General features: G+C 62.5%; 21 protein-coding genes and 1 other RNA gene. 10 read left to right on the forward strand and 12 right to left on the reverse strand.

Annotated features, from left to right (window positions below; translation table 11 throughout):
- Positions 1 to 5: 5 nt before the first annotated feature.
- From ABY454_RS04135 to mraZ, 4 genes are read right to left on the reverse strand one after another with little or no spacing between them, the layout of a single operon-like run.
- Entirely contained in the window at positions 6 to 1700 is a 1695-nt protein-coding gene (locus tag ABY454_RS04135) for a peptidoglycan D,D-transpeptidase FtsI family protein (protein WP_372928911.1), read from the reverse strand.
- Between the two features lie 20 nt (positions 1701 to 1720).
- Complete coding sequence (gene ftsL / locus ABY454_RS04140) at positions 1721 to 2065, reverse strand: cell division protein FtsL (RefSeq protein ID WP_372928912.1); 345 nt, start codon at positions 2063 to 2065, stop codon at positions 1721 to 1723.
- Between the two features lie 34 nt (positions 2066 to 2099).
- Positions 2100 to 3125: a 16S rRNA (cytosine(1402)-N(4))-methyltransferase RsmH gene (gene rsmH / locus ABY454_RS04145; protein WP_372928913.1), complete on the reverse strand. Its 1026-nt coding sequence runs from the start codon at positions 3123 to 3125 to the stop codon at positions 2100 to 2102.
- The gene (mraZ, locus tag ABY454_RS04150; protein ID WP_372928914.1) at positions 3122 to 3604 is read right to left on the reverse strand and encodes a division/cell wall cluster transcriptional repressor MraZ; all 483 of its coding nucleotides are present in this window, start codon (positions 3602 to 3604) and stop codon (positions 3122 to 3124) included. The genes rsmH and mraZ overlap by 4 nt, the downstream gene beginning before the upstream one ends.
- A gap of 484 nt (positions 3605 to 4088) precedes the next feature.
- Between mraZ and ABY454_RS04155 the strand changes: the two genes are divergently transcribed.
- Together ABY454_RS04155 and katG are read left to right on the forward strand one after the other, a co-directional pair.
- A complete protein-coding gene (locus ABY454_RS04155) occupies positions 4089 to 4976 on the forward strand; it encodes an alpha/beta fold hydrolase (protein WP_372928915.1) in 888 nt (295 codons plus the stop codon).
- A gap of 146 nt (positions 4977 to 5122) precedes the next feature.
- Positions 5123 to 7303, forward strand: a complete 2181-nt coding sequence (gene katG, locus ABY454_RS04160) for a catalase/peroxidase HPI (RefSeq protein ID WP_372928916.1) — start codon at positions 5123 to 5125, stop codon at positions 7301 to 7303.
- 145 nt (positions 7304 to 7448) lie between these two features.
- On the opposite strand, the gene rnpB is transcribed toward katG, so the two are convergent.
- Positions 7449 to 7833, reverse strand: an RNA gene (rnpB, locus tag ABY454_RS04165) — RNase P RNA component class A.
- Positions 7834 to 8068: 235 nt separating this feature from the next.
- Here rnpB and ABY454_RS04170 point away from each other — a divergent pair.
- The 4 genes from ABY454_RS04170 to ABY454_RS04185 all read left to right on the forward strand — a co-directional run bounded on the left by ABY454_RS04170 (position 8069) and on the right by ABY454_RS04185 (position 10922).
- Positions 8069 to 8779: a Crp/Fnr family transcriptional regulator gene (locus tag ABY454_RS04170; protein ID WP_372928917.1), complete on the forward strand. Its 711-nt coding sequence runs from the start codon at positions 8069 to 8071 to the stop codon at positions 8777 to 8779.
- 105 nt (positions 8780 to 8884) lie between these two features.
- Positions 8885 to 9958 carry a hypothetical protein gene (locus tag ABY454_RS04175; RefSeq protein WP_372928918.1) on the forward strand — a complete coding sequence of 358 codons (1074 nt, stop codon included), beginning with the start codon at positions 8885 to 8887 and terminating at the stop codon, positions 9956 to 9958.
- Between the two features lie 237 nt (positions 9959 to 10195).
- Positions 10196 to 10456: a hypothetical protein gene (locus ABY454_RS04180; protein ID WP_372928919.1), complete on the forward strand. Its 261-nt coding sequence runs from the start codon at positions 10196 to 10198 to the stop codon at positions 10454 to 10456.
- Between the two features lie 196 nt (positions 10457 to 10652).
- A complete protein-coding gene (locus tag ABY454_RS04185; RefSeq protein ID WP_372928920.1) occupies positions 10653 to 10922 on the forward strand; it encodes a hypothetical protein in 270 nt (89 codons plus the stop codon).
- Positions 10923 to 10981: 59 nt separating this feature from the next.
- Here ABY454_RS04185 and ABY454_RS04190 read toward each other — a convergent pair whose 3' ends face one another.
- The 3 genes from ABY454_RS04190 to ABY454_RS04200 all read right to left on the reverse strand — a co-directional run bounded on the left by ABY454_RS04190 (position 10982) and on the right by ABY454_RS04200 (position 12903).
- Positions 10982 to 11743, reverse strand: a complete 762-nt coding sequence (locus ABY454_RS04190) for an N-acetylmuramoyl-L-alanine amidase (RefSeq protein ID WP_372928921.1) — start codon at positions 11741 to 11743, stop codon at positions 10982 to 10984.
- A 27-nt stretch (positions 11744 to 11770) separates the two neighbouring features.
- Entirely contained in the window at positions 11771 to 12493 is a 723-nt protein-coding gene (locus tag ABY454_RS04195) for a TerB family tellurite resistance protein (RefSeq protein ID WP_372928922.1), read from the reverse strand.
- A gap of 83 nt (positions 12494 to 12576) precedes the next feature.
- A complete protein-coding gene (locus ABY454_RS04200) occupies positions 12577 to 12903 on the reverse strand; it encodes a hypothetical protein (RefSeq protein ID WP_372928923.1) in 327 nt (108 codons plus the stop codon).
- A gap of 230 nt (positions 12904 to 13133) precedes the next feature.
- Here ABY454_RS04200 and ABY454_RS04205 point away from each other — a divergent pair, with 230 nt between their 5' ends.
- Entirely contained in the window at positions 13134 to 13664 is a 531-nt protein-coding gene (locus ABY454_RS04205) for a gamma carbonic anhydrase family protein (protein ID WP_372928924.1), read from the forward strand.
- 19 nt (positions 13665 to 13683) lie between these two features.
- Positions 13684 to 17322 carry a hydantoinase B/oxoprolinase family protein gene (locus tag ABY454_RS04210; RefSeq protein WP_372928925.1) on the forward strand — a complete coding sequence of 1213 codons (3639 nt, stop codon included), beginning with the start codon at positions 13684 to 13686 and terminating at the stop codon, positions 17320 to 17322.
- On the opposite strand, the gene ABY454_RS04215 is transcribed toward ABY454_RS04210, so the two are convergent.
- The 3 genes from ABY454_RS04215 to ABY454_RS04225 all read right to left on the reverse strand — a co-directional run bounded on the left by ABY454_RS04215 (position 17300) and on the right by ABY454_RS04225 (position 18662).
- Positions 17300 to 17683, reverse strand: a complete 384-nt coding sequence (locus tag ABY454_RS04215; protein WP_372928926.1) for a DUF4431 domain-containing protein — start codon at positions 17681 to 17683, stop codon at positions 17300 to 17302. The two genes, ABY454_RS04210 and ABY454_RS04215, sit on opposite strands and share 23 nt — an antisense overlap.
- A 23-nt stretch (positions 17684 to 17706) precedes the next feature.
- Positions 17707 to 18105, reverse strand: a complete 399-nt coding sequence (locus ABY454_RS04220) for a hypothetical protein (RefSeq protein ID WP_372928927.1) — start codon at positions 18103 to 18105, stop codon at positions 17707 to 17709.
- Between the two features lie 176 nt (positions 18106 to 18281).
- Positions 18282 to 18662, reverse strand: a complete 381-nt coding sequence (locus ABY454_RS04225; RefSeq protein ID WP_372928928.1) for a DUF2852 domain-containing protein — start codon at positions 18660 to 18662, stop codon at positions 18282 to 18284.
- 215 nt (positions 18663 to 18877) lie between these two features.
- Here ABY454_RS04225 and ABY454_RS04230 point away from each other — a divergent pair, with 215 nt between their 5' ends.
- Positions 18878 to 19651, forward strand: a complete 774-nt coding sequence (locus tag ABY454_RS04230) for a GH25 family lysozyme (RefSeq protein WP_372928929.1) — start codon at positions 18878 to 18880, stop codon at positions 19649 to 19651.
- Here ABY454_RS04230 and ABY454_RS04235 read toward each other — a convergent pair.
- Positions 19648 to 20316 carry a TetR/AcrR family transcriptional regulator gene (locus ABY454_RS04235; protein WP_372928930.1) on the reverse strand — a complete coding sequence of 223 codons (669 nt, stop codon included), beginning with the start codon at positions 20314 to 20316 and terminating at the stop codon, positions 19648 to 19650. The two genes, ABY454_RS04230 and ABY454_RS04235, sit on opposite strands and share 4 nt — an antisense overlap.
- 158 nt (positions 20317 to 20474) lie before the next feature.
- Here ABY454_RS04235 and ABY454_RS04240 point away from each other — a divergent pair.
- The coding region (locus ABY454_RS04240) for a calcium:proton antiporter (RefSeq protein ID WP_372928931.1) at positions 20475 to 21424 on the forward strand (950 nt) is incomplete at its 3' end.

Genomic DNA, 21424 nt, shown 5'->3' on the forward strand with positions numbered 1-21424 from the left:
GTCTTCTAATAGGTGGCGGAAACCTTGGCGTCAAACCGGTCTTGACCGGCTTCGAGCTTAGGCGGCACCCCGAGGATGGGCGCGATGCGGGCCACGACCTTACCGACGGTCGGAGCGGCATTCACGCCGGCCGTATAGGCATTGTTCGTCGCGGCGACGCGCTGCGGTTCGTCCAGCGTGACGAGGACAACATATTGCGGATCGTCGGTCGGAAAGGTCGCCAGGAAACTGTTGAGCAACGCCGACCGTGCATAGCGGCCATTGACGACTTTTTCCGCCGTACCCGTCTTGCCGCCGACACGATAGCCTTCCGCGTCGGCGCGCTTGCCTGTGCCCTTGACCACGTTCATGCGCATCAGCTTGTTGATTGCTTCACTGGTGCCGGGCTTCAGCACGCGCGTTGCGACCTGCATCGCCTCCTCGCGCGTGCGCGGCAGAAATGTCGGCGGTACGGAAAGACCGCCGTTGACGAGCGGCACTGTTGCCGTGGCCAGTTGAAGCGGCGTCACCGACAGCCCATGACCGAACGCGATGGTCATCGTGTTCAGCTTCTTCCAATGCTTCGGAACAATCGGCGCCGCGCTCGGCCCAAGTTCCGTGGTCACGGAGTTCAGGAGACCGAGCTTCTTCAGAAACGCCTTGTGACGGTTCACGCCCATATGCAGCGCCATCTTCGCCGTGGCGATGTTGGACGAGTAGATAAACGATTCCGTGACGCTGAGCGGGCGCTTCTTGCCGTGAAAGTCGCTGATCGAGAAGCGGCCGAACTTGATGGGACTGGTGGCATCATATGTCGTGTTCAGATTGGCGAGCCCCAGATCGAGCACGCCCGCCACGGTGAACACCTTGAACACGGAGCCCATCTCGTAGACGCCAAAGCCGATGCGATTGATCCTGTCCTTGTCGAGCGCCTGCTCGCGGTGATTGGGATCGAAATCGGGAAGTGAAGCCAGCCCCACCACCTCTCCGGTGTGCACGTCCATGACGATGCCGGAGGCCGCCTTGGCCTCGTAGGTGGCCATGGCGTTCTTCAGTTCCTCGCGCAGCACGTGCTGCACACCGACATCCAGCGACGTCGTGACGGTCTCATCGCCCGACTCTGTGCGGGGGCTCATCATGGTGAGCTGCGGATTGTTGTCGACGAACTTCTCGATGCCGGCCAGGCCGCGATTGTCGACGTCGACCAGTCCCACAACGTGATTGGCCGTGGCGCCGACGGGATAGACGCGCCGGTACTCCTCAATGAAACCGAGACCCGGCAGGCCAAGCTCGTGAACGTCGGACTGTTGCCTTGGGGTCAGCTCGCGCTTGATGCGAACGAAGCGACTACGGCCCGCTAGGCGCTTGCGCAGCTTCGGCTTGTTGACGTCCGGAAAGACGCTTGAAATCTTCTCGACGAGTTCGTCGCGATCGATAACGCGTCTCGGATCGGCATAAAGAGTCGCGCCACGAATGTCGGTCGCGAGCAATTGCCCGTTGCGGTCCAGAATGTCGGGACGGTGTACGGTGGTCGAGATGTCGAGCGCCCCGCCGCGGCCTTTCTCCGTTCCGGCAAAGCCGAGCGAGACCAGCCGTCCGCCGATCAGCACGAAAGCGACCGCGAAGCCAAGGCACGCCAGCCGGAAACGATACCGGCAGCGTGTGTGGTAGGCGCGCGCGGAGCGCGCTTCGGCGGGATCGGATTTGTCGGTCTCGCGCAAAGTTCTGCTGGTCCGTAAAGTTAGTTGACGGGTTGGGCCTTGAGCGCGGCGGCCTTGGTGGGTTCCGCCGGCGTACCGATGCTCTGAAGATCGCGCTCGGTGACTTCGTCCATAACCACGAGTTGCCGCGGCTGGGTGGGTGCAAGCTCGAGATATTTCTTGGCGAGCCGTTCGATGCGCTCGGGCCTGTTGAGCAGGCTCCATTCGGCGCGTGCCACCGCGAGCGCGTCCCTCTCGTCCTCGATTTCCGTGTGCAGGGCGGCAATGCGCTCATCGAGCGCGCGGGCCTCGTACTTCACCTGATAGATTCCATAGGCCAGCGCGGCGAGGCCGAGGACGAGGCAGACATTCACTAAACGCAACATGGTACTCAAAACGCGTGAGGCTCACGCGCTCCCCCTAACTCGGCACTTGCGGCACCCCAATTTTCGCCAGATCCAACGGGTGGGCTGGCGCCGCCGTACGCTCCCCGGCTCTCAGCCGGGCCGAACGGGCCCGCGGATTCCCCTGAATCTCATCGTTACCGGGTTCTAAAGGACGACGGTTAAGAAGCTGGAAGCTTGGCGCAAATTCTTGCGTTTCGGCCTCGGGCAGGTGCCGGGAGCCCTTGGGGCCTGCGACGCTGCGGCTGGCGAAGAACCGCTTGGCGATGCGGTCTTCCAGCGAATGAAAGGTCACCACGACCAGCCGGCCACCTGTTTTCAGCAGGTTTTCGGCGGCGGACAGGCCCTTGGCCAGCTCATCCAGCTCGGCGTTGAGATAGAGCCGCAAAGCCTGAAACGTGCGCGTGGCGGGATGCTTGGGCTCGTCCCCCTTACGGCCCAGAACGCCCACGACGAGGTCCGCAAGCTCGCCTGTACGCGTGATCGGGGCCTCCGTGCGGGCCGCGACGATGGCCTTGGCGATGGCGCGCGAGCGCCGCTCCTCGCCATAAATGTAAATGATATCAGAGAGTTCTCGTTCAGACAGGCTATTCACGAGATCCGCCGCCGTGGGGCCGTCGGGTCCCATGCGCATGTCGAGGGGGCCGTCCTTGGCAAAGGAAAAGCCGCGCTCGGCCTGATCGAGCTGCATCGAGGACACGCCGAGATCGAGGGCCACCCCGTCGACGCTCTCGAACCCCTCGCTGGCGGCAAGCGCTTCCATCTCAGCGTAGCGGCCCAGCATGGCGATGAGCCGGCCGGGATAGGCCTCGGCAAGCTGGCCGCCAAGGCGGAAGGCCTCCGCATCGCGATCTATGGCGATGACCTTGCAGTCGGCGGCGTCGAGAATGGCTTTTGTATAGCCTCCGGCGCCGAAGGTGCCGTCGACGACGATATCGCCGTCCTTAGGCTGAAGCGCGGCCAGAACCTCTTCGAGCATCACGGGAATGTGGCGGGCCGGTCCGCCAACGGCAGCCATATTGCTGCCGCGACCCGCCATCATTCCCGTTCTCCCTCTGGCTCGCCGCTTCCGCGGCGCCCCGCGCCGAGTAACCTGCGAAGGTCGCGTACCTTGTTGCGCGCCTCCGCGAGATGATTTTCGAAGCTCTTGGGCTCCCAGAGCTGAAACTTTTCTCCCAGCCCGACAAAAGTGACGTGGCTCGTAATCCCCGCGTGTTCGCGCAAGCGTTCCGGGAGAATCGTACGGCCGTCTTGATCGATGGAGAGCACTTCGCTGGTGCCGAAGAGCGCAGTCGCGAGCTGATCGCGCTCATCGGAGTAAGGCGCGAGATCTTCGACCAGATGATTGATTTTATCGACGAGGCGCTGCCCGCCGGCGTCGAGCGCGGGGGCGTCAAGAGACGGATAGCAATAGATGCCGTCGAGCCCGTCCTTGGCGAGGACGTTTCGGAAGGACGCAGGGACCGAAACGCGGCCCTTGGTGTCGATCCTATTTGTGAATGTCGAGACAAACTGGTCCATCTCCCCCCTCTTGCGCTTCGAAGTCGACGGAACTGAACAAGGACAAACGGCACTTCGGCGCTTGGCACCCGGACTTTGAGAAAAATGGGGTGGAGGAAACGGCGCGAAATCCCCCCGTGGCCTCATGGGAAGCGCTGCCAGCTTCCCCCACCCCTATTCACCGAACGGGCATTAATGGGATAGCATGGGATAACATGGGCGTCAATGGAATCGACCGGGTTGCACCCTCAATTCTGTGGGAAAGCGCGTCTCGCTCGACGACCCAATGTCCGCAAGGCTCAATTGCCGCTTGAGCGCGAAGCACGTAGAAAGGCGCGGAACGTTAATGCGTCGGACCTCGTGATCCGGAACGCTAGAGACGGCCTTAGGATTTGCGCATTCGAGGCGTCTGCTGTGCCTGGGACAGGTGGCCAAGGGCCTTTTGCGGCGGGACTGGCGAAATATGGCAAACAGAAGTTTAAGACGCGCATTTGGCCCAGTCGCCATGCTGCTCGCTGTCCTCGTCGTTTGCCCCACGGCCCACGGCACGGAAGAAACGCCCGGGTTCGCGCGGCTCGGACCGCCCGACGCACCGGTGAAGCTGTTCGTTGAGGAAAAGGGCGAAGGCTCGCCCCTGCTCCTGATCCACGGCTTCGGCGCAAGCACGTTCACCTGGCGGGAGATCGCGCCCGCGCTCGCACGCCAGCACCGGGTGATCGCCGTCGACCTCAAGGGCTTCGGCCAGTCCGACAAGCCCTTCGACGAGCGCTATTCCGTCTTCGACCAGGCCGAGCTGCTCAAGCAACTCATCATCGACAAGGATCTGCGCGACCTCACGCTGATCGGTCACTCTTTCGGTGGAGGCGTGGCGCTCGTGCTCGCTCTCGACGAGGACCCGCAGCTCAAGGGCCGCATCAAGAAGCTCGTGCTGCTCGACACAATTGCCTATCCCCAGGACATTCCGGTGGCCTTCAAAATGCTCGACATGCCGGTCGTCTCCCATGTCGGGGTGCGCATGCTGCCCCCAGCCGTTCAGGCGCGCCTGGCGCTGCGCATCGCCTATCTGGACAACAGCAAGATCGACGACGACGAGGTCGAGATGTACGCCGCGCCGCTCAGGACCGCCGCCGGCAAGCACGCGATCATTCACAGCGCACGGCAGATCATGCCGGAAGACCTGGAAGAGATATCGAAGCGCTACGCGTCGATCGAACTGCCGACCCTCATCGCCTGGTGCGACTACGACCGCGTCGTCCCGTTGGACGTGGGGCTGAAGCTGCGACGGACACTGCCGAACGCGACGCTCGAGATCATCGACAGCTGCGGGCACATGCCCCACGAAGAGCAGCCCGAAGCGACGCTTGAGCTGATCGAAGACTTTCTCGACGGCTGACGCCCGGCACCACTCTCTCCGACATCTGAGATAAGTTTTGCTTATCGCACCAATAGGGAAATACGATTTGCCCTTATGGTGAACCGCGCGCAATCTCCGCTCTGAGTACCAAGAGCCAAATCAAGGCCAATGATCGGAGATGAGACATGGATGCGAAAGTCGAGGGCGGCTGCCCCGTTAGCCACAACCGAGCCACCACCAACCGGGACTGGTGGCCCAACCAACTGAACCTCAAGATTCTGAGCCAGCACTCGTCCAAGGTCGATCCCATGGGCGAGGCCTTCGACTATGCCGAAGCGTTCAAGACGCTCGACCTCGATGCAGTGAAAGCAGACCTTGTCGCGCTAATGACGGATAGCCAAGACTGGTGGCCGGCCGATTACGGTCACTACGGACCGCTGTTCATCCGCATGGCCTGGCACAGCGCGGGCACCTACCGCACCGCTGACGGACGCGGCGGCGGCGGCACCGGCAACCAACGCTTCTCGCCGGTAAACAGCTGGCCGGACAATGCAAGCCTGGACAAGGCGCGCCGCCTGCTTTGGCCGATCAAACAGAAATACGGCAAGAAGCTCTCCTGGGCCGATCTGCTAATCCTGGCCGGCAACTGCGCGCTGGAGTCGATGGGTCTCAAGACGTTCGGCTTTGCGGGTGGCCGCGCGGATATCTGGGAGCCGGAAGAAGACATCTACTGGGGCTCGGAGGCCGAGTGGCTCGGCGACCGGCGCTATTCGGGCGACCGCGAGCTCGAACGGCCGCTCGCCGCCGTGCAAATGGGTCTCATCTATGTGAACCCGGAAGGGCCGGACGGCAATCCCGACCCGATCGCCTCGGGCCGCGACATCCGCGAGACCTTCGCCCGCATGGCGATGAACGACGAGGAAACTGTCGCGCTCACCGCTGGCGGGCACACATTTGGGAAGTGCCATGGCGCCGCGCCCGACTCTTATGTGGAGCGCGAACCGGAAGCGGCCGGCATCGAGATGCAAGGCCTCGGCTGGCACAGCACCTACAAGAGCGGCAAAGGTGTCGACGCCATCACCAGCGGCCTCGAAGGCGCCTGGACCCCGACGCCAACGCAGTGGGACATGAGCTATTTCGACATGCTGTTCGGTCACGAGTGGGAACTGGTGAAAGGCCCCGGCGGCGGACATCAATGGGCGCCGAAGAATGCGGCCGAGAAAGACCTCGCACCGCGCGCCGACGATCCGTCGAAGAAAGTGCCGACCATGATGACCACGGCCGACATGGCCATGCGCATGGACCCGGCATACGAGAAAATCGCGCGGCGCTTTCACGCTAACCCGGAAGAATTCGCCGACGCGTTCGCCCGCGCCTGGTTCAAGCTGACCCATCGCGACATGGGCCCCAAGTCCCGCTATCTCGGCAACGAGGTACCGGACGAGGATCTCATCTGGCAGGACCCGATCCCCGCCGTTACGCACAAGCCGATCGACGACAAGGACATCGCCGATCTCAAGGCCAAGATTCTGGCGTCCGGTTTGACGACATCCGAGCTGGTCTCGACGGCTTGGGCGTCGGCCGCCACGTTCCGCGGCTCGGACATGCGCGGCGGCGCGAACGGCGCACGCATTCGTCTTGCGCCGATGAAGGATTGGGAGGTCAATCAGCCGGAGCAACTCGCACGCGTGCTCGCCAAGCTGGAAGACATACAGTCCTCGTTCAACGACGCGGCAAGCGGCGGCAAGCAGGTGTCGCTCGCCGATCTCATCGTCCTGGGCGGCTGTGCGGCGGTCGAGAAGGCTGCCAAGGACGCAGGACACGATGTTAGCGTGCCCTTCTCGCCCGGCCGCGGCGACGCCACGCAGGAGCAGACGGACATCGAGTCCGTGAACTTCCTTGAGCCCGTTGCGGACGGGTTCCGCAATTACCTCAAGACGCACTACACGGTTTCGCCGGAAACACTGTTGGTCGACCGGGCACAATTGCTGACACTCACGGCGCCCGAGATGACCGTGCTTGTCGGCGGCTTGCGTGTCCTTGGCGCGAACCACGGCGGCTCCAAGCATGGCGTCTTCACCGACCGGCCCGGACAACTCACCAACGACTTCTTCGTCAACCTGCTCGACATGGGCACGGCGTGGAAGGCCGTTTCGGATGAGGAAGAAGAGTTCGAGGGACGCGACCGCAACACGGACGAGTTGAAATGGACCGGCACGCGCGCCGATCTCGTCTTCGGATCGAACTCCCAACTCCGAGCGCTGGCGGAAGTCTACGCAACTGACGATTCGAAAGACGCTTTCGTGCACGACTTCGTGGCGGCTTGGACAAAGGTGATGAACGCCGACCGCTTCGACATTGCCTAGTCGCGGCAGCGAGTAGTGCGAAGTGCCACCTTCCCCGGCGCTTCGATGCAAAACGGCCGGTGTGATTTTCACGCCGGCCGTTTTCTATTTGCGCTGCTATATAAGTTGGAGGCCGGCGCGAGGTTTTTCCTCGCACCGGCCCTAACATGTCACCAAGCCTGTAAGCCGGGTTCTGTCCCTCGCGAGCGAGGGGATGGCCATTCATCTGGGACGCATCTTGCGATGCGCCTCCTGCAACCAACCCGGGCGGTCAGTCTGGAAACAGACTTGGGCGATTACTCGCCGCGCCGCCCCTATTCGGTCTTGCTCCCGGTGGGGTTTGCCTTGCCGCCTTTGTTGCCAAAGACGCGGTGCGCTCTTACCGCACCCTTTCACCCTTACCCTCGTATGAGGGCGGTTTGCTTTCTGTGGCACTTTCCCTGGGGTCGCCCCCGCCGGAGGTTATCCGGCACCGTGCTTCCAAGGAGCCCGGACTTTCCTCCCCGCCTGATACGCAAAACTCTGGGCGGAGCGGCCATCCGGCCTGCTGACCCTTGAAATAAGGGGGTTTGGAGGCGCTTCGTCAAGGTGCCGGGCGGGGCATATGCTTAACGCCTAGCACTAAAGGCCCCGTCCTCGTAACGGCTTTTTGATCCCCCCAATTGCCATTGTTCCCATATGCTCGCGACGATCTGCCACGTCTGGCGCGGGTCTCCAGGCCCTTCGGCCAGGCCCCTTCGGCAAGGTCCGGCGGGCTCTCCCCGCGCAAAACATCATGTGTGAGCAATGTCGAATGAAATCCTGATCACCCGCTGGCTCAATACCTTCCCCGAGCTTGCCGAACTGGAGCCCGAGGCCCAGGGCGAGTTGCTCGGCGCCACGCAGTTCAACCGCTTGCGCCAGGGGGACATCGCCTACCGGCAGGGCCAGGTCTGCCACAACTACGTGATGTGCATCGAGGGCCAGACCCGCATCTTCAAGACGTCGGAATCCGGCCGGGAGATCATGCTCTATCAAGTCGGTCCGGGTGAGACCTGCGTGCTCACAACCTCCTGCCTGATCGCGGGCAACCCTTTCCCGGCCGAGAGCACAGCGCAGGCCGATGTGCTCCTGGCGGCGCTGCCATCGACCGTGTTCCACCGTCTGATGGTCACATCGCCGAAGTTCCGTCACTATGTGCTCGGCAATTACGGCGACCTTCTCTCGAGCCTGATCATGCTGGTCGATGAAGTCGCGTTCGCGAGTCTCGATCTCAGGCTAGCGCGGCGGCTCTTAGCCGAGGCCGGTTCGGATGGCGTGGTGTCAAAAACACATCAGCAGCTCGCGCTCGATCTTGGCAGTGTGCGGGAAGTGATCAGCCGCTATCTGTCCGAGTGGGAACGCATGGGATGGGTCCGCTCGGCTCGCGGCTCGATCGTGGTTCTCGACAAGCCGGCGCTCGCGCGTTACGGCGCCGGCGAGGAAGAGGAACCCTTGCGCGCCGGCGCTAGACACTGACACCTTTTCACAACGTGACCTAAGTCACATACCGCTTGCCCAAGTTCGAATTAGAAGCAACATAACTCAAATTCCAACAAGAACGCCCCCAAGGAAACCAGACCAATGACTGACACACTCTTCCATCGGCTCTTTGTCTCGCTGGCCGGCCCCGCAGCGCTCGCAGCGACCCTGTGCCTGAGCACCGCAACAGCCACCCTCGCCGACGACATGTCGATGACTGGATCTAAAAGCGAGTTCGGCGAAAGCTGTGCCATGGGCCTCGCCGACGGACAGAGGGTCAAGACGGATTGCACGGTCCACTGGATCGATCCCGATGGCGGCAAGGTCTACTGCTTCTCCAGCGAGAATTCGAAAGCTGCCTTCCTCAAGGACCCGAAAGGCAACATCGCCAAAGCGAAGCAGTTTCTTGAGCAACAGAAGGCCAAGGCTGCCTTGGGCGCCAAGATCTTTACCGAAGACGAAGTGAACGCACGCGTTAAAGAGGTCATCGACGAGCGCTCCAAGGGTGGGGCCTTCGTGTTCCACGACCCCAAGCTCGGCGCCGACCTCAACCTCAACTTCGAAAAAATCAAAGTCGTTCGCGGCATGGAAGGTTATGGCTGGTTCGCCAATGCGATCTTCCACGACAAGGACGAGCCGAAGAAGCAATACGCCATCGACTTCTGGTTCAAGCCGGATGGCGAGCAGCTCACCCTCATGGATATCCGTGTTCAGAAGGGTCCGAAGCGCGACGGTGACGGCTACTTTATGATTACGCGGCTGCCTGTCGCCTGGTGGTGGCTGCCGGTGCAGGAGCACCCTGGCAGCATCGAAGGCGCACGGGCGTGGCACGTGCTAGCGGCCATCCATAACTACATCCTTGAGAACAAAGATGAGGATGGGAACATCACCGTGAAGGACGAGAAGACGGGCGAGGATCTCAAGCTGCAGTTCGTTGAGATGCATCGTCCAGTTCGCCACTTGAAGGGCGACGGCAAGTACTTCGCCTGCAGCGACTTCCGCAAGCCGGGCAGCAAGGACGAGTACTACGACCTCGACTTCTGGGTCGACGAGGACAGCGGTGATCTCAAGGTCAAAGAGGTGAAGGTGCACAAGGTCCCGATACAGGAAGATGGCATCTGGACGCAAGTTGACCGCTATACTTTCGAAGGCATGGACTTCGAAGAAACGCTGTAGCCCGCGCCCGGCCCGCCCCCCAACGCGCCGGGTTGCGAAATTGGCCCGCTCTCTATGCAGAGAGCGGGCTTTTTCTTTCCGACTTTCCCGTCCGTGCTCGCGAAATTGTGAACGGCTCTTCGTGACCCCAGTCACACAGTTCGGACGTTGCTCCTCTGTAGGGTGAATCATACGCGAACGGCTTTCGCTCTCGCGTGGGTTGTGTCCCCCATTTGATTAAACTCGGAGGAAATAGCGATGAAGACGATCTATCTGGTTCCGGCTTTTGCTGGCGCGCTTCTGTTTTCCACCGCCGCCATCGCTGCGACCGGTGAGTACGACAACATGTGCACCATGGGCCTTGCGCTCGGCAAGAAGGTCGACACGGACTGTTCGATCAGCGGCATGATTGGCGGCAAGACATATTGCTTCGGCAATCAGGATGCCAAGACCATGTTCATGAAGGATCCGGAAGGCAACCTCGCCAAAGCCCGGAGCTTCTACAACGACAACCAATAAGAAGCGCCCTCACCGCGCTCGCGGTGCGGTTAAAGAGGCCCGCCCGGATTCCCGGCGGGCCTCTTTTCGTTTGAGGCCGCGCCCTGCCATGACTTGGCAGCACAATTGCCCATTGACCTCAGACGTTTTTTCTGACGATTCAGGTATGCATTCCCGGCCGACACGGCTCAAAACAAAGGTCTATGAGGAGATGTCTATGAAGAAGGTTGTTCTTGCCACCACGCTTGCTGGCGCCATGATGATTGCTTCCGGTTCGGCTGCACTCGCCGCCGGGGATTTGGGCGAATTCGGCAACAACTGCGCCTATGGTCTGACCCAAGGCAAGAAGAAGTTCACCGACTGCTCGATCCAGGAGATGGTCGGCGAAAAGCGCTATTGCTTCAGCAAGCAATCCGCCAAGGTAGCCTTCATGAAGGACCCGGAAGGCAACATCGCGAAAGCGGAAGAGGCCTTCGGGGCCGAGTAGCCGTCAAGATCGGCCAAGCTATTGAAGAGCCCGCTTCTCGCCGGAGCGGGCTCTTTCTTTCAGCTCACTACCTGCCGCCGCGCAGCCAAAAGCTTCGCCAGCGTGTCACGGGTCGATCGGTCGGCCCGGCCGTCGACCCGTTCGGGCCGAAAGTGCATCTGAAAGGCCTCCACCACCTTCTCCAAGCCTTTGCCGAAGGTCGAGGTCACCTCAACGCCATACCCATACTCTTGCAGTGCGCGCTGGAAGGCGGCGATGTCGTCGGATTCATCGCCCACGCCAAACCCTTCATCGCCCATCACAGGCGCCGGCGCGACCATAAGTCCGATGCCGGCGCGCGCGAGCCTCGCCCAGTCGAACTTCTCGCCGGGATCGCGTTTACGCCCCGGTGCGATATCGGAATGCGCCAGCACGCGTGACGCCGGGATCGGATGGCGGCCGAGAATATCGAGGCAGAGCGCCTCGACGCTGCGCATCTGCACATCCGGAAACGCCGGATAGTCGAAGTCGTGACCCGGGTTGTGGATCTCGATGCCGATGGAGCAGGAATTGAGGTCGGTCTCGCCGGCCCAATAGCTTTGGCCTGCGTGCCACGCTCGCGCACTCTCGGCGACTATCTGCACGATACGCCCGGACTCATCGATGAGGTAATGGGCGGAGACCCCGGACTCCTCGCGGGTCAACCAGTCGAGCGCGCCGGCCGCCGTCTCCATACCGGTGTAGTGGAGGATCAGCATGTCGGGTGTGCGCGCTGCGACCCGCGCTTCGCAGTTCGGCGATGGACACCACTCGGTTGCGTGTTTGCTATCCGGGGCACTCATTCAGTCGGCCCACATACCGGCAGCGCTTTAGAGACCACGCTCCTTGGCGATCGCCTCGTAGGCCTCGTTGATGGTCGCGACCTTCTCCGTGGCGATGGAGACGAACTCCTCCGGAACACCGCGGGCGATCAGCTTGTCAGGGTGGCTCTCCGCGATGAGACTGCGGTAGTGGGCTTTCAGCTCGTCATTACCAATCGCGGGCTCAACCCCGAGCACGTCATAAGGATTGCGCTTGGCAGCGACCACGTGGCGCGCCTTGATGTAGCTGAACTCCGTCTCGGTGAACCCAAAGCGGTTGGCGACTTGAGCGAGGAACTCTTCCTCCCCGGGATGAAGCTGGTCGTCGGCCTTGGCGATATGGAACAAGCCGTCGATCACGTCCTCGAGCAGCTTCCTGTTGCCCTTGAACATGGTCGCCAGCTGTTCGGCATATGCCTCGTATCCAGACACGTCTTGCTTGGCCAGGTTGAACACGCGGGCCACGTTCTTCATCTCGCCTTCGGGCACTTTGAAGACTTCCTTGAAGGCGTTGACCTCGTCCATGGTGACGACGCCGTCCGCCTTGGCCATCTTGGCGCCAAGTGCGATCACGCCAACGGTAAAGGCAACCTGGTCGCCGCCTTCTTCGCCGTCTTTCACCTGATCGCGGTCGATCACATAATGTCCGGCCACGCCGCCAAGGAGCGCGCCGATGGGCCCTCCAACCGCTAGGCCTGCGGCAGCGCCTGCGAGCTTTCCCCAAACTGACATGACCGTCGTCCCCTAAGCTTTGATGCGTTGGTCCAAGCATACGGGCCCTTGTCCAGAGCCGCACGCGCGTAAATCCTTGATCCCTATCCCCGCAGAGTGGCGAGGATCGACATTTTCGGCTCATCGACCTCCAAACCGGACCGCAAGCGGCGCTCCACATGCCAGGAGCGGACGAAGGTCCAGATGGCAAACCAGATGGCGGCCAAGGCGTTGGCGGCACTGGCGATCCAGAGAAATGTGACACCGAGCTCGAACAGGTTGGCGGCGGCAATAATGAAGGCCTGCACCACAATGGCGAAGCCGCCGGCCATGACGATGGCGGCACAGAGCGAAATGATGAAGACGACGAGCGGATTTCCGCTCTTTGCGGCGCTCTCGGGCGCTGGCGTTTCGGACGCTTCGGTGCTCATCGGCTCAGGCGGATCCTCGAAAAATTGGCTCCGGGACCTTCCAAAATGGCCCGGGGACCCTTCATTAGCCGGGCCAACCCCGGGTTACAAGGGCTCAAATAGGCACAGATTGGGGGGTCAAATCGGGGCCGATTGGGGGCCCTTCCGCTACGAAGCGGGACGGAGGCATGACAAGGGCCGGCTGGCGGTCTATCCACACCCCTTCCAGCGCGAGGAGCAAGAGGCAAGGCATGGCGATTTACGAGCTTGACGGGCAGAGCCCCGAGTTCCCGGCGGACGACCTGTATTGGGTGGCCGAGACCGCAACCGTGGTCGGCAAGGTGCGGCTCCATTCCGACGTGAGCATCTGGTACGGCTCGGTGCTGCGCGGCGACAATGAGTGGATCGACATCGGCGCGCGCTCGCAGATCCAGGACAACGCCACGCTCCACACCGACCCCGGCTTTCCGTTGGACATCGGCCACGATTGCGTCATAGGCCACAACGTCATCCTGCATGGCTGCACCATCGGCAATCAAACCTTGATCGGCATGGGCACGACGATCCTGAACGGCGCGAAGATCGGCGCCAACTGCCTGGTCGGCGCCAACGCCCTCATCACCGAAGGCAAGGAATTTCCCGACAACTCTGTGATCCTTGGCGCGCCGGCCAAAGCGTTGCGCGAGATCGACGACAAGGCTCGCGCCATGATCGCGCGCGGCGCCGACGTCTACGTAAAACGCTGGAAACAATACGCGGCGGGCTTGAAGCGCATCGCCTGATGCGGGGACACTCCGCATCATGAGCGGCACAACCCAAGCAACCTGGCAATTCTTCATCGATCGCGGCGGCACGTTCACCGACATCGTGGGCCGCGCGCCTGACGGCAGGCTCGTCACCACCAAACTCTTATCCGAAAATCCGGCGGCCTACGACGACGCCGCCATCGCCGGTATCGCCGATCTGATTGGCGTGCCGCGTTCGAGGCCGCTGCCGCCGCAAGCCATCGGCAGCGTGCGCATGGGCACGACTGTTGCCACCAATGCGCTGCTGGAGCGCAAGGGCGATCCCACGCTCCTGATCGTCAGCCAAGGGTTCCGCGATGCGCTGGAGATCGGCTACCAGGCACGGCCCAAGATCTTCGCGCGGCAAATCGAAAAACCGTCGATGCTTTACCGCGCCGTCGCCGAAGTACCCGAGCGCGTGCGTGCCGACGGCACCATTGAGGTGCCGCTCGATCTCGACGCGACACGCTCTGCCATGGAGGCCGCACGAAATGACGGCCTCGATGCGGTCGCCATCGTGTTCATGCACGCTTATGCGTTTCCGACACACGAACGGGCCGCCGCCGAGATCGCCCGCGAACTCGGCTTCACGCAGATCTCCGTGAGCAACGAGGTCAGCCCGCTGGTCAAGTTCGTGGGCCGTGGCGATACAACCGTGGTCGATGCGTATTTGTCGCCGCTGCTCCGCCGCTACGTGGACCGCGTGGCGCGGGCGCTGTCGGCACATCGCGAAGACGCCGGTCCGCGATTGCTGTTCATGCAGTCCTCGGGCGGGCTGACGTCGGCGAATCTGTTCCGCGGCAAGGATGCGATCCTCTCCGGCCCCGCGGGCGGCGTGGTGGGCGCGGTGGAAACGGCGGATACCGCCGGCTTCACCAAAGTCATCGGCTTCGACATGGGCGGCACCTCCACGGATGTCTGCCACTATGACGGAGCGTATGAGCGCACCTTCGAAAGCGAGGTGGCGGGCGCGCGCGTCCGTGCGCCAATGATGCTCATTCACACAGTCGCCGCGGGCGGCGGCTCGATCCTTCATTACGACGAGGCCCGGTTCCGCGTGGGTCCGGATTCGGCCGGCGCGGATCCAGGACCGCGCGCTTATGGGCGCGGCGGCCCGCTCACGGTCACCGACGCGAATGTCATGACCGGCAAGCTCCAGCCGGACCTCTTCCCAAAGATCTTCGGACCCGGTCAGGACCAAGCGTTGGACCGCGCCGCCGTCGCGCGCACCTTCAACGCGCTGGCGCGCAAGCTCGGCGATGGGCGCAACGCGGAAGAGATCGCAGACGGCTTTATCAGAATTGCCGTCGCCAACATGGCGAACGCGATCAAGACGATCTCCGTGCAGCGCGGCTACGACGTCTCCGAATATGTGATGAACTCGTTCGGTGGCGCCGGCGGCCAGCATGCCTGCCTTGTGGCCGAGGCGCTCGGCATCAAACACGTGCTGCTGCATCCGCTGTCGGGCGTGCTGTCGGCCTACGGCATGGGACTCGCAAGCTTGCGGGCGGCGCGCACGCACGCGGTGCTGACGCCGTTCGAGGCGGACGGGCTCCTGAGACTTGCCGAAATCAGCGCGCCCCTTGAGGCGGACGCGCGCGACGAGCTGGTGCGTCAAGGCGTGGACGCCAGCGACGTCACCGTCACGGCGCAAGCACATCTGCGCTACGAAGGCACGGACAGTTCCCTCCCCGTTCCCGTGGGCAAACTCACGGGCATGCGCGCGCTGTTCGAAACCGCGCATCAACAGCGCTTCGGCTTTATCAGCCCCGAGAAAGACATCGAGATCGAGGCGGTGGAAGTGGAAGCGGTGGGCGGCGGCGCGCTGATCGAAGAGCACGACGTTGCGTCTTCGGATAGCACATCCGCGCCGAAGCCGAGCGAGCATGCCGACATGTTCACCCACGGGCAATGGCGGAAGGTCCCGGTCTACCGGCGCGAGACGCTTGCGCGCAGCATGCGTGTGGCCGGGCCCGCACTCATCATCGAACCGCATCAGACGGTTGCGATCGAGCCGGCATGGCGCGCGGACGTCACGGCAAAGAACCATCTCCTCCTGACACACGCCGCCGAGGGGACCGAAGCCAAGGTCGGCAAGAAGGCCGACCCCGTGATGCTCGAAGTGTTCAACAACCTCTTCGTGTCGGTGGCCGAGCAGATGGGCTACGCGCTTCAGAACACGGCGCGGTCGGTCAACATCAAGGAACGGCTCGACTTCTCCTGCGCCATCTTCGACGACGAGGGGCATCTCATCGCCAACGCGCCGCACATCCCTGTGCATCTCGGGTCCATGGATCGAAGCGTGGAGACGATCCAGCGGGAGGTGGGCCGCGCCTTGAAGCCGGGTGACGTGTGGATGCTGAACGCGCCCTATAACGGCGGCACGCATCTGCCCGACATCACCGTGGTGACGCCGGTCTTCGCCGAGAATGATACCGAGCTTTTGTTCTTCGTTGCCGCGCGCGGCCATCACGCCGACATCGGCGGCATTGCGCCGGGCTCCATGAGCCCCAAGGCGACATCAATTCACGAGGAAGGCATCTATATCGATCCCTTCAAGCTGGTCGAGCATGGCCGCTTTCGCGAGGACGCCACGTGTGCGCTCCTCACCGAGGGGCCCTACCCCGTGCGCAACCTGGCGCAGAACATCGCCGACCTGAAAGCGCAGGTCGCCGCAAACGAAAAAGGTGTCATCGAGCTGCGCAAGATGGTGCGCCATTACGAGCTCGACACGGTCAAGGCTTACATGGGCCATGTGCAGGACAACGCCGCGGACGCGGTGCGCGCAGTCATCGGCAAGCTGAAGGCCGCGCGTTTCGAGGTGGAGACCGATCAGGGCAGCGTGATCAAGGTCACCATCGGCATCGACAGGAAAGCCAAAACAGCGACGGTCGATTTCGCCGGCACGAGCGCGCAAGGCACGACCACGTTCAACGCGCCGGAGCCCATCACGCGGGCTTGCGTGCTCTATGTCTTCCGCACGCTGGTGGACGAAGACATCCCGCTGAACGCGGGCTGCTTACGCCACATCAAGATCGTGGTGCCGAAGGACTCACTCTTGAAGCCGAACTATCCCGCGCCTGTCGCGGGCGGCAATGTCGAAACCAGCCAGACCATCGTGAACTGTCTCTACGGTGCGCTCGGCGCACTGGGCTCCGCGCAAGGCACGATGAACAACCTCACTTTCGGCAATGCGCGCTTCCAGTATTACGAGACAATCTGCTCCGGTGCGCCGGCCGGCCCGGGCTTCGACGGCGCCTCTGCCGTACAGACACACATGACCAATTCACGGCTGACCGACCCCGAAGTGCTGGAGCTGCGGTACCCCGTGCTACTGGAGTGCTTCGAGATCGCGCGTGGCTCGGGCGGCAAAGGCGAATGGTGCGCAGGCGACGGAACACGTCGCGTCATCCGCTTTCTGGAGGAGATGGACTGCGCGATCCTGTCGGGCTTCCGCAACGTGCGTCCCTTCGGAACGAAGGGCGGCGCGGCGGGACAGATAGGTGAGAACTGGGTGCGGCGCGCGGGAGGTCACTTGGAACGCCTCAAGGGCGCCGACCAGACGGTCATCGCTGCCGGCGAAGCGGTCATCATCAAGACACCCACCGGCGGCGGCTACGGGACGCTCGCGTCTAAAGGCCGTCGATCTCGGTGATACTCATCACAATCGGGGCATGATGGTGCGCCGTGTGCGCCGGGATGGGCGTGCCGCGCACTTGCACGTCCTTGCCCACGAACTCGTCGAGCCCAGCGTGAAGCGCGTCAACGGAGAAGACGTGGATGGTCTCAACGTCATCGACATTGTCCATATCGTCTTCGCCGGAAAGGCAGGTTGGCGCGGGCAATGTGAGGATGAAGGCCTGCTCGGGACGTCCCGCTGCATCCTCGAACTGACCGAGCGAGAGCCGCCCTTCGGCGATCGCGCCATCGGCATTGGACCGCATGCAGGAGGCCGCCTGCGCGCTCGGTACCGCGAGCATCACGACGAGGGTTAGCAGCAGGCCGGCAATTCTCATCAATCGCCCCCCAAATGTTCAGGCTAGAAGCTCACCGTCCCCTTCTTGGCGTGGTACACGGTGACGTTCTTGTCTGCCTCGATCACGCCGGACGTCGTGTAGGAGTGCGGCGCAAATTGTACCGTCGCGCGGCATTCGTCGCTTTGGGTCGCGCCGCAATCGGCCAGGGTCTTCATCGCGGACTCAGGCTCGATCACGTCGATATCCACGTAGACGCCGGCGTCCGTGGTGCACTCATAGCCGATGACATCGCCGGCGCGCCCGCCCTTCACGCAAAAGCCGACCAGCTCGACCTGTTCACCGAGGAACTTCTGAGGGTCCTTGGACAGCTCCTTCAAGTCGGTGGGCTCGGCGGACGCCACGGGCGCGGCGAGGACCAGCGCGGAAATCATACAAGCGGCGGAAAAGTTCACGCGATGCATTTGTCTCAACCTTCGTTTGTTGCTGGCCCCGGGAGGGGCTTGTCGGCCCGCATCCTACAGAGCGACTCACGGAAGGAAAGCCTGTCTTTCGCGCAAAGATTAAGGGCGCGGGATCGAAATCCCGCGCCCCTTGGAAAGCGTGGCCTCACGGCCGGCTCGTCCGCAGGGGGAGAGCGCTAGACTGCTTTCGGCGTGCCGCTGGGGCGCTGCTCGGCCATGAACTGGTCGAACTCGGCCTTGTCCTTCGCGTGACGCAGGCGCTTCAGGAAGGATTGAAACTCCTTCGCTTCGTCCTCCAGCCGCCTCAGGGTCTCTTCGCGGTACTCGTCGAAGGCATGGTTGCCGGTCGTGGAGAAGCCGCCACCGCTGCCAAACCGGCGGGCCTCATCGGTGAAATACTGCCGCCAATCAGTCTTATTTCCGCATCCCATTCGTCCACTCCAGATGAGATAGGCCAAAACGCCAAGGCCAATAGGCCACCACACGATGAAACCGAGGATCGTTGCCGCGATCCAAGCCGGCTTCCCGTAGTCGTCTAAGGTCGCAACTAGGTGCATCAGGTCCTTCCTTACGTGTGAATGTTATTCACATTTACATTATGTTGGGATGGTTGGCAAGTTGGTCAAGGGAACGCCGCAAATCCCCCTCAGATATGGGGTTGAAACAGCCGCCCGCGTAGGGGCAGCCAAAGAAAATTTAACCCCCTGGAGAGATGCTTGGCCGTCAATTCGCTGAAAATTGCAGGCGTGTGTGGGTCTTCGAGGGCGTTTCAATGAGTTTTGCGTATCGCCGATTGGTCGGTCTTTGGGTGGTTGCCGCTTTGGTGGCCGGGGTGGCTTTTGGGGGGCCCGTGCTGGCCCGCGCGCTGAAAGACCATAAACCGCACAAGGGCGTGACCCGCGCCCACACCATGCCGATCCAGGGGATCGACGTCTCCTACTGGCAGGGCGACATCGACTGGCGCAAGGTGCGCGAGGCCGGCATCCAGTTCGCCTTTATCAAGGCGACCGAGGGCGGCGACCATCTGGATCCCAAGTTCCTCCAGAATTGGCACGCTGCGAAGCGCGCAGGCGTTGCCCGCGGCGCCTACCACTTCATCTATTGGTGCCGCCTCGCATCCGAACAGGCCGATTGGTTCGTGCGCAACGTGCCGCGCGACCCGGATACGCTGCCGCCCGTGCTCGACCTGGAGTGGCACACCCACTCCAAGACCTGCCCGAAGAAGATCTCGCGCAAGCTGGCGCTGAAGAAGACCAAGATCATCCTGGAGGCCATGGAGCGGCACACGGGCAAGCGCCCGATCATCTACACCGACCCGGCCTTCCACAAAGACGTGCTGAAGGGCGAGCTCAAGAGCTACCATTATTGGCTGCGTTCGGTGGCCGCCGAGCCTCACAAGATTTACGGCGACCGGAGCTGGGCGTTCTGGCAGTTCACCACCACAGGCAGCGTGCCGGGGATCGACGGGCACGTCGACCGCAATATCTACAACGGCTCGCCGAGCGATTGGGACCGCGTGCTGAGATGGCTCGAGGCGAGCCGCTAGCTCTCAAGCGTCGACCCGTCCTCCTCGCTTTCGGAGAGAACGCCGAGTCCTTTCAAGTAGATGAGCAGCCCGCTCTCAAGGACCTCTTCGGAGGTCATGGGGACTTTGCGCGCCGCCCTGCCCTCTTGGGCAAACAGCGAGGCGACGCCATGCGCCATGGTCCAGATGTGCAGGCTGACCAGCTTGATCGGCGGCCGTTCGTCTTCCGGCAGCTGACGGCATAGCGCCTCGGCGGCCTTTTGGAGAACGTCGAAGGCTTGCTCGGCGGCGGGGATGTTCTCGCCTTCGGTGCCCGGCGCCAAGCCGCTCTCGAACATCACCGTGTAGCTGGCCGGCTCTTCGCGGGCGAAGGCGAGATAAGCGCGGCCCAAATTTTCGAACGCGGACAGCGGCGTCGGAATGCCGTTGTTCCATGCCGCGTCGAGCCGCGCGGCGAAGCGCTCGAAGCCGCTGCGGGCGACCTCGGCAAGGAGCGCATCGCGATCACGGAAATGGCGATAGGGCGCGGCGGGGCTGACCCCGGCCAGCCGCGCGGCCTCGGTCAGGCTGAAGCCGAATGCGCCATGCTCTTCGATGAGCTTGCGCGCCGCCTCCAGCAGCACCTCTTTCAGGTTGCCGTGATGATATGAGCCTGAACGCCGCCAGCCGCGGCCTGAGTGAGTCATGTAAACGGCTTTTACATCAAAGGCCTGGCGGCGGCTAGCGCCTGTCGAAAGGAGTTGGGGACGGCCGCTCGCGCGCGGGCAAGGCGCTTAGGCGCCGTGATAGGTTTTTCCCGTAAATCGCCTGTCAGGCGTTGTTCGAACCCGCACGAGCAGACCCGATGAAAGAACGAACGGCCGGAAGCCGACGCAAACGCGTCCCGAAGAAGACGGCCGCGAAAACGCCGCCGCCGTTCCGTCTAACCAGCATTGCTCCCGCCATCGCCGGCATTCTCACCACCATTGTGTTCTTCGCATTCGGAGACACATTCCTGGCGGACCTGAGCAATCACCTGCGCACGGTCGTGCTGTTCGCCTTCCTCTTCGGCGTGATGATGTGGTGCGCCTTCGCCGTGGTGACCCACGCCGACGCGGTTGCCGAATATCTCGGCGAGCCCTACGGCACCTTGATCCTGACCCTTTCGGTCATCGTCATCGAAGTTGCGCTGCTGGCTTCGATCATGATCCACGGCGAAAACAATCCGACGCTAGCCCGCGATGCAATGTTCGCCACCTTGATGATCGTGCTGAACGGCATGGTCGGCATAGCGCTTCTCATCGGTGCGCTGCGCTATTGGGAGCAAGACTACAATTTGGCCGGCGCGCGCTCCTTCCTCGTCGTCATCACCGCGCTTTCCGTCTTCGCGCTCATCCTGCCCAACTATACGAAGACACCGCCGGACCCGATCAATGCGCCCGGCAAAGCATGGATGTTCCTCGCCGTCACGCTGCTGTTCTACGGCGTGTTCCTCGCTATTCAGACGCTACGGCACCGCGCCTTCTTCGACGAGCCCGCCGAAGCTGTAGCAGCGAGCCCCAAGCGTGGAGACAGGAAGGCGGCGACCGGGTCGCTCGCGTACCACGTGGCCATGCTGATCCTGTCGCTTCTACCCGTGGTGCTGCTCGCGGAATATCTCGCGGTCATCGTCGATTACGGCATCGAAGATCTCGACCTGCCCGACGAGCTTGGCGGCATCTTGATCGCCATTCTGGTCTTGGCGCCGGAAGCCCTCACGGCGTTTCATGCCGCACTCGCCAATCGCCTTCAGCGGGCGGTGAATGTCTGCCTGGG

Source organism: Methyloceanibacter sp. (genome assembly GCF_041573655.1).
GTDB lineage: Bacteria > Pseudomonadota > Alphaproteobacteria > Rhizobiales > Methyloligellaceae > Methyloceanibacter.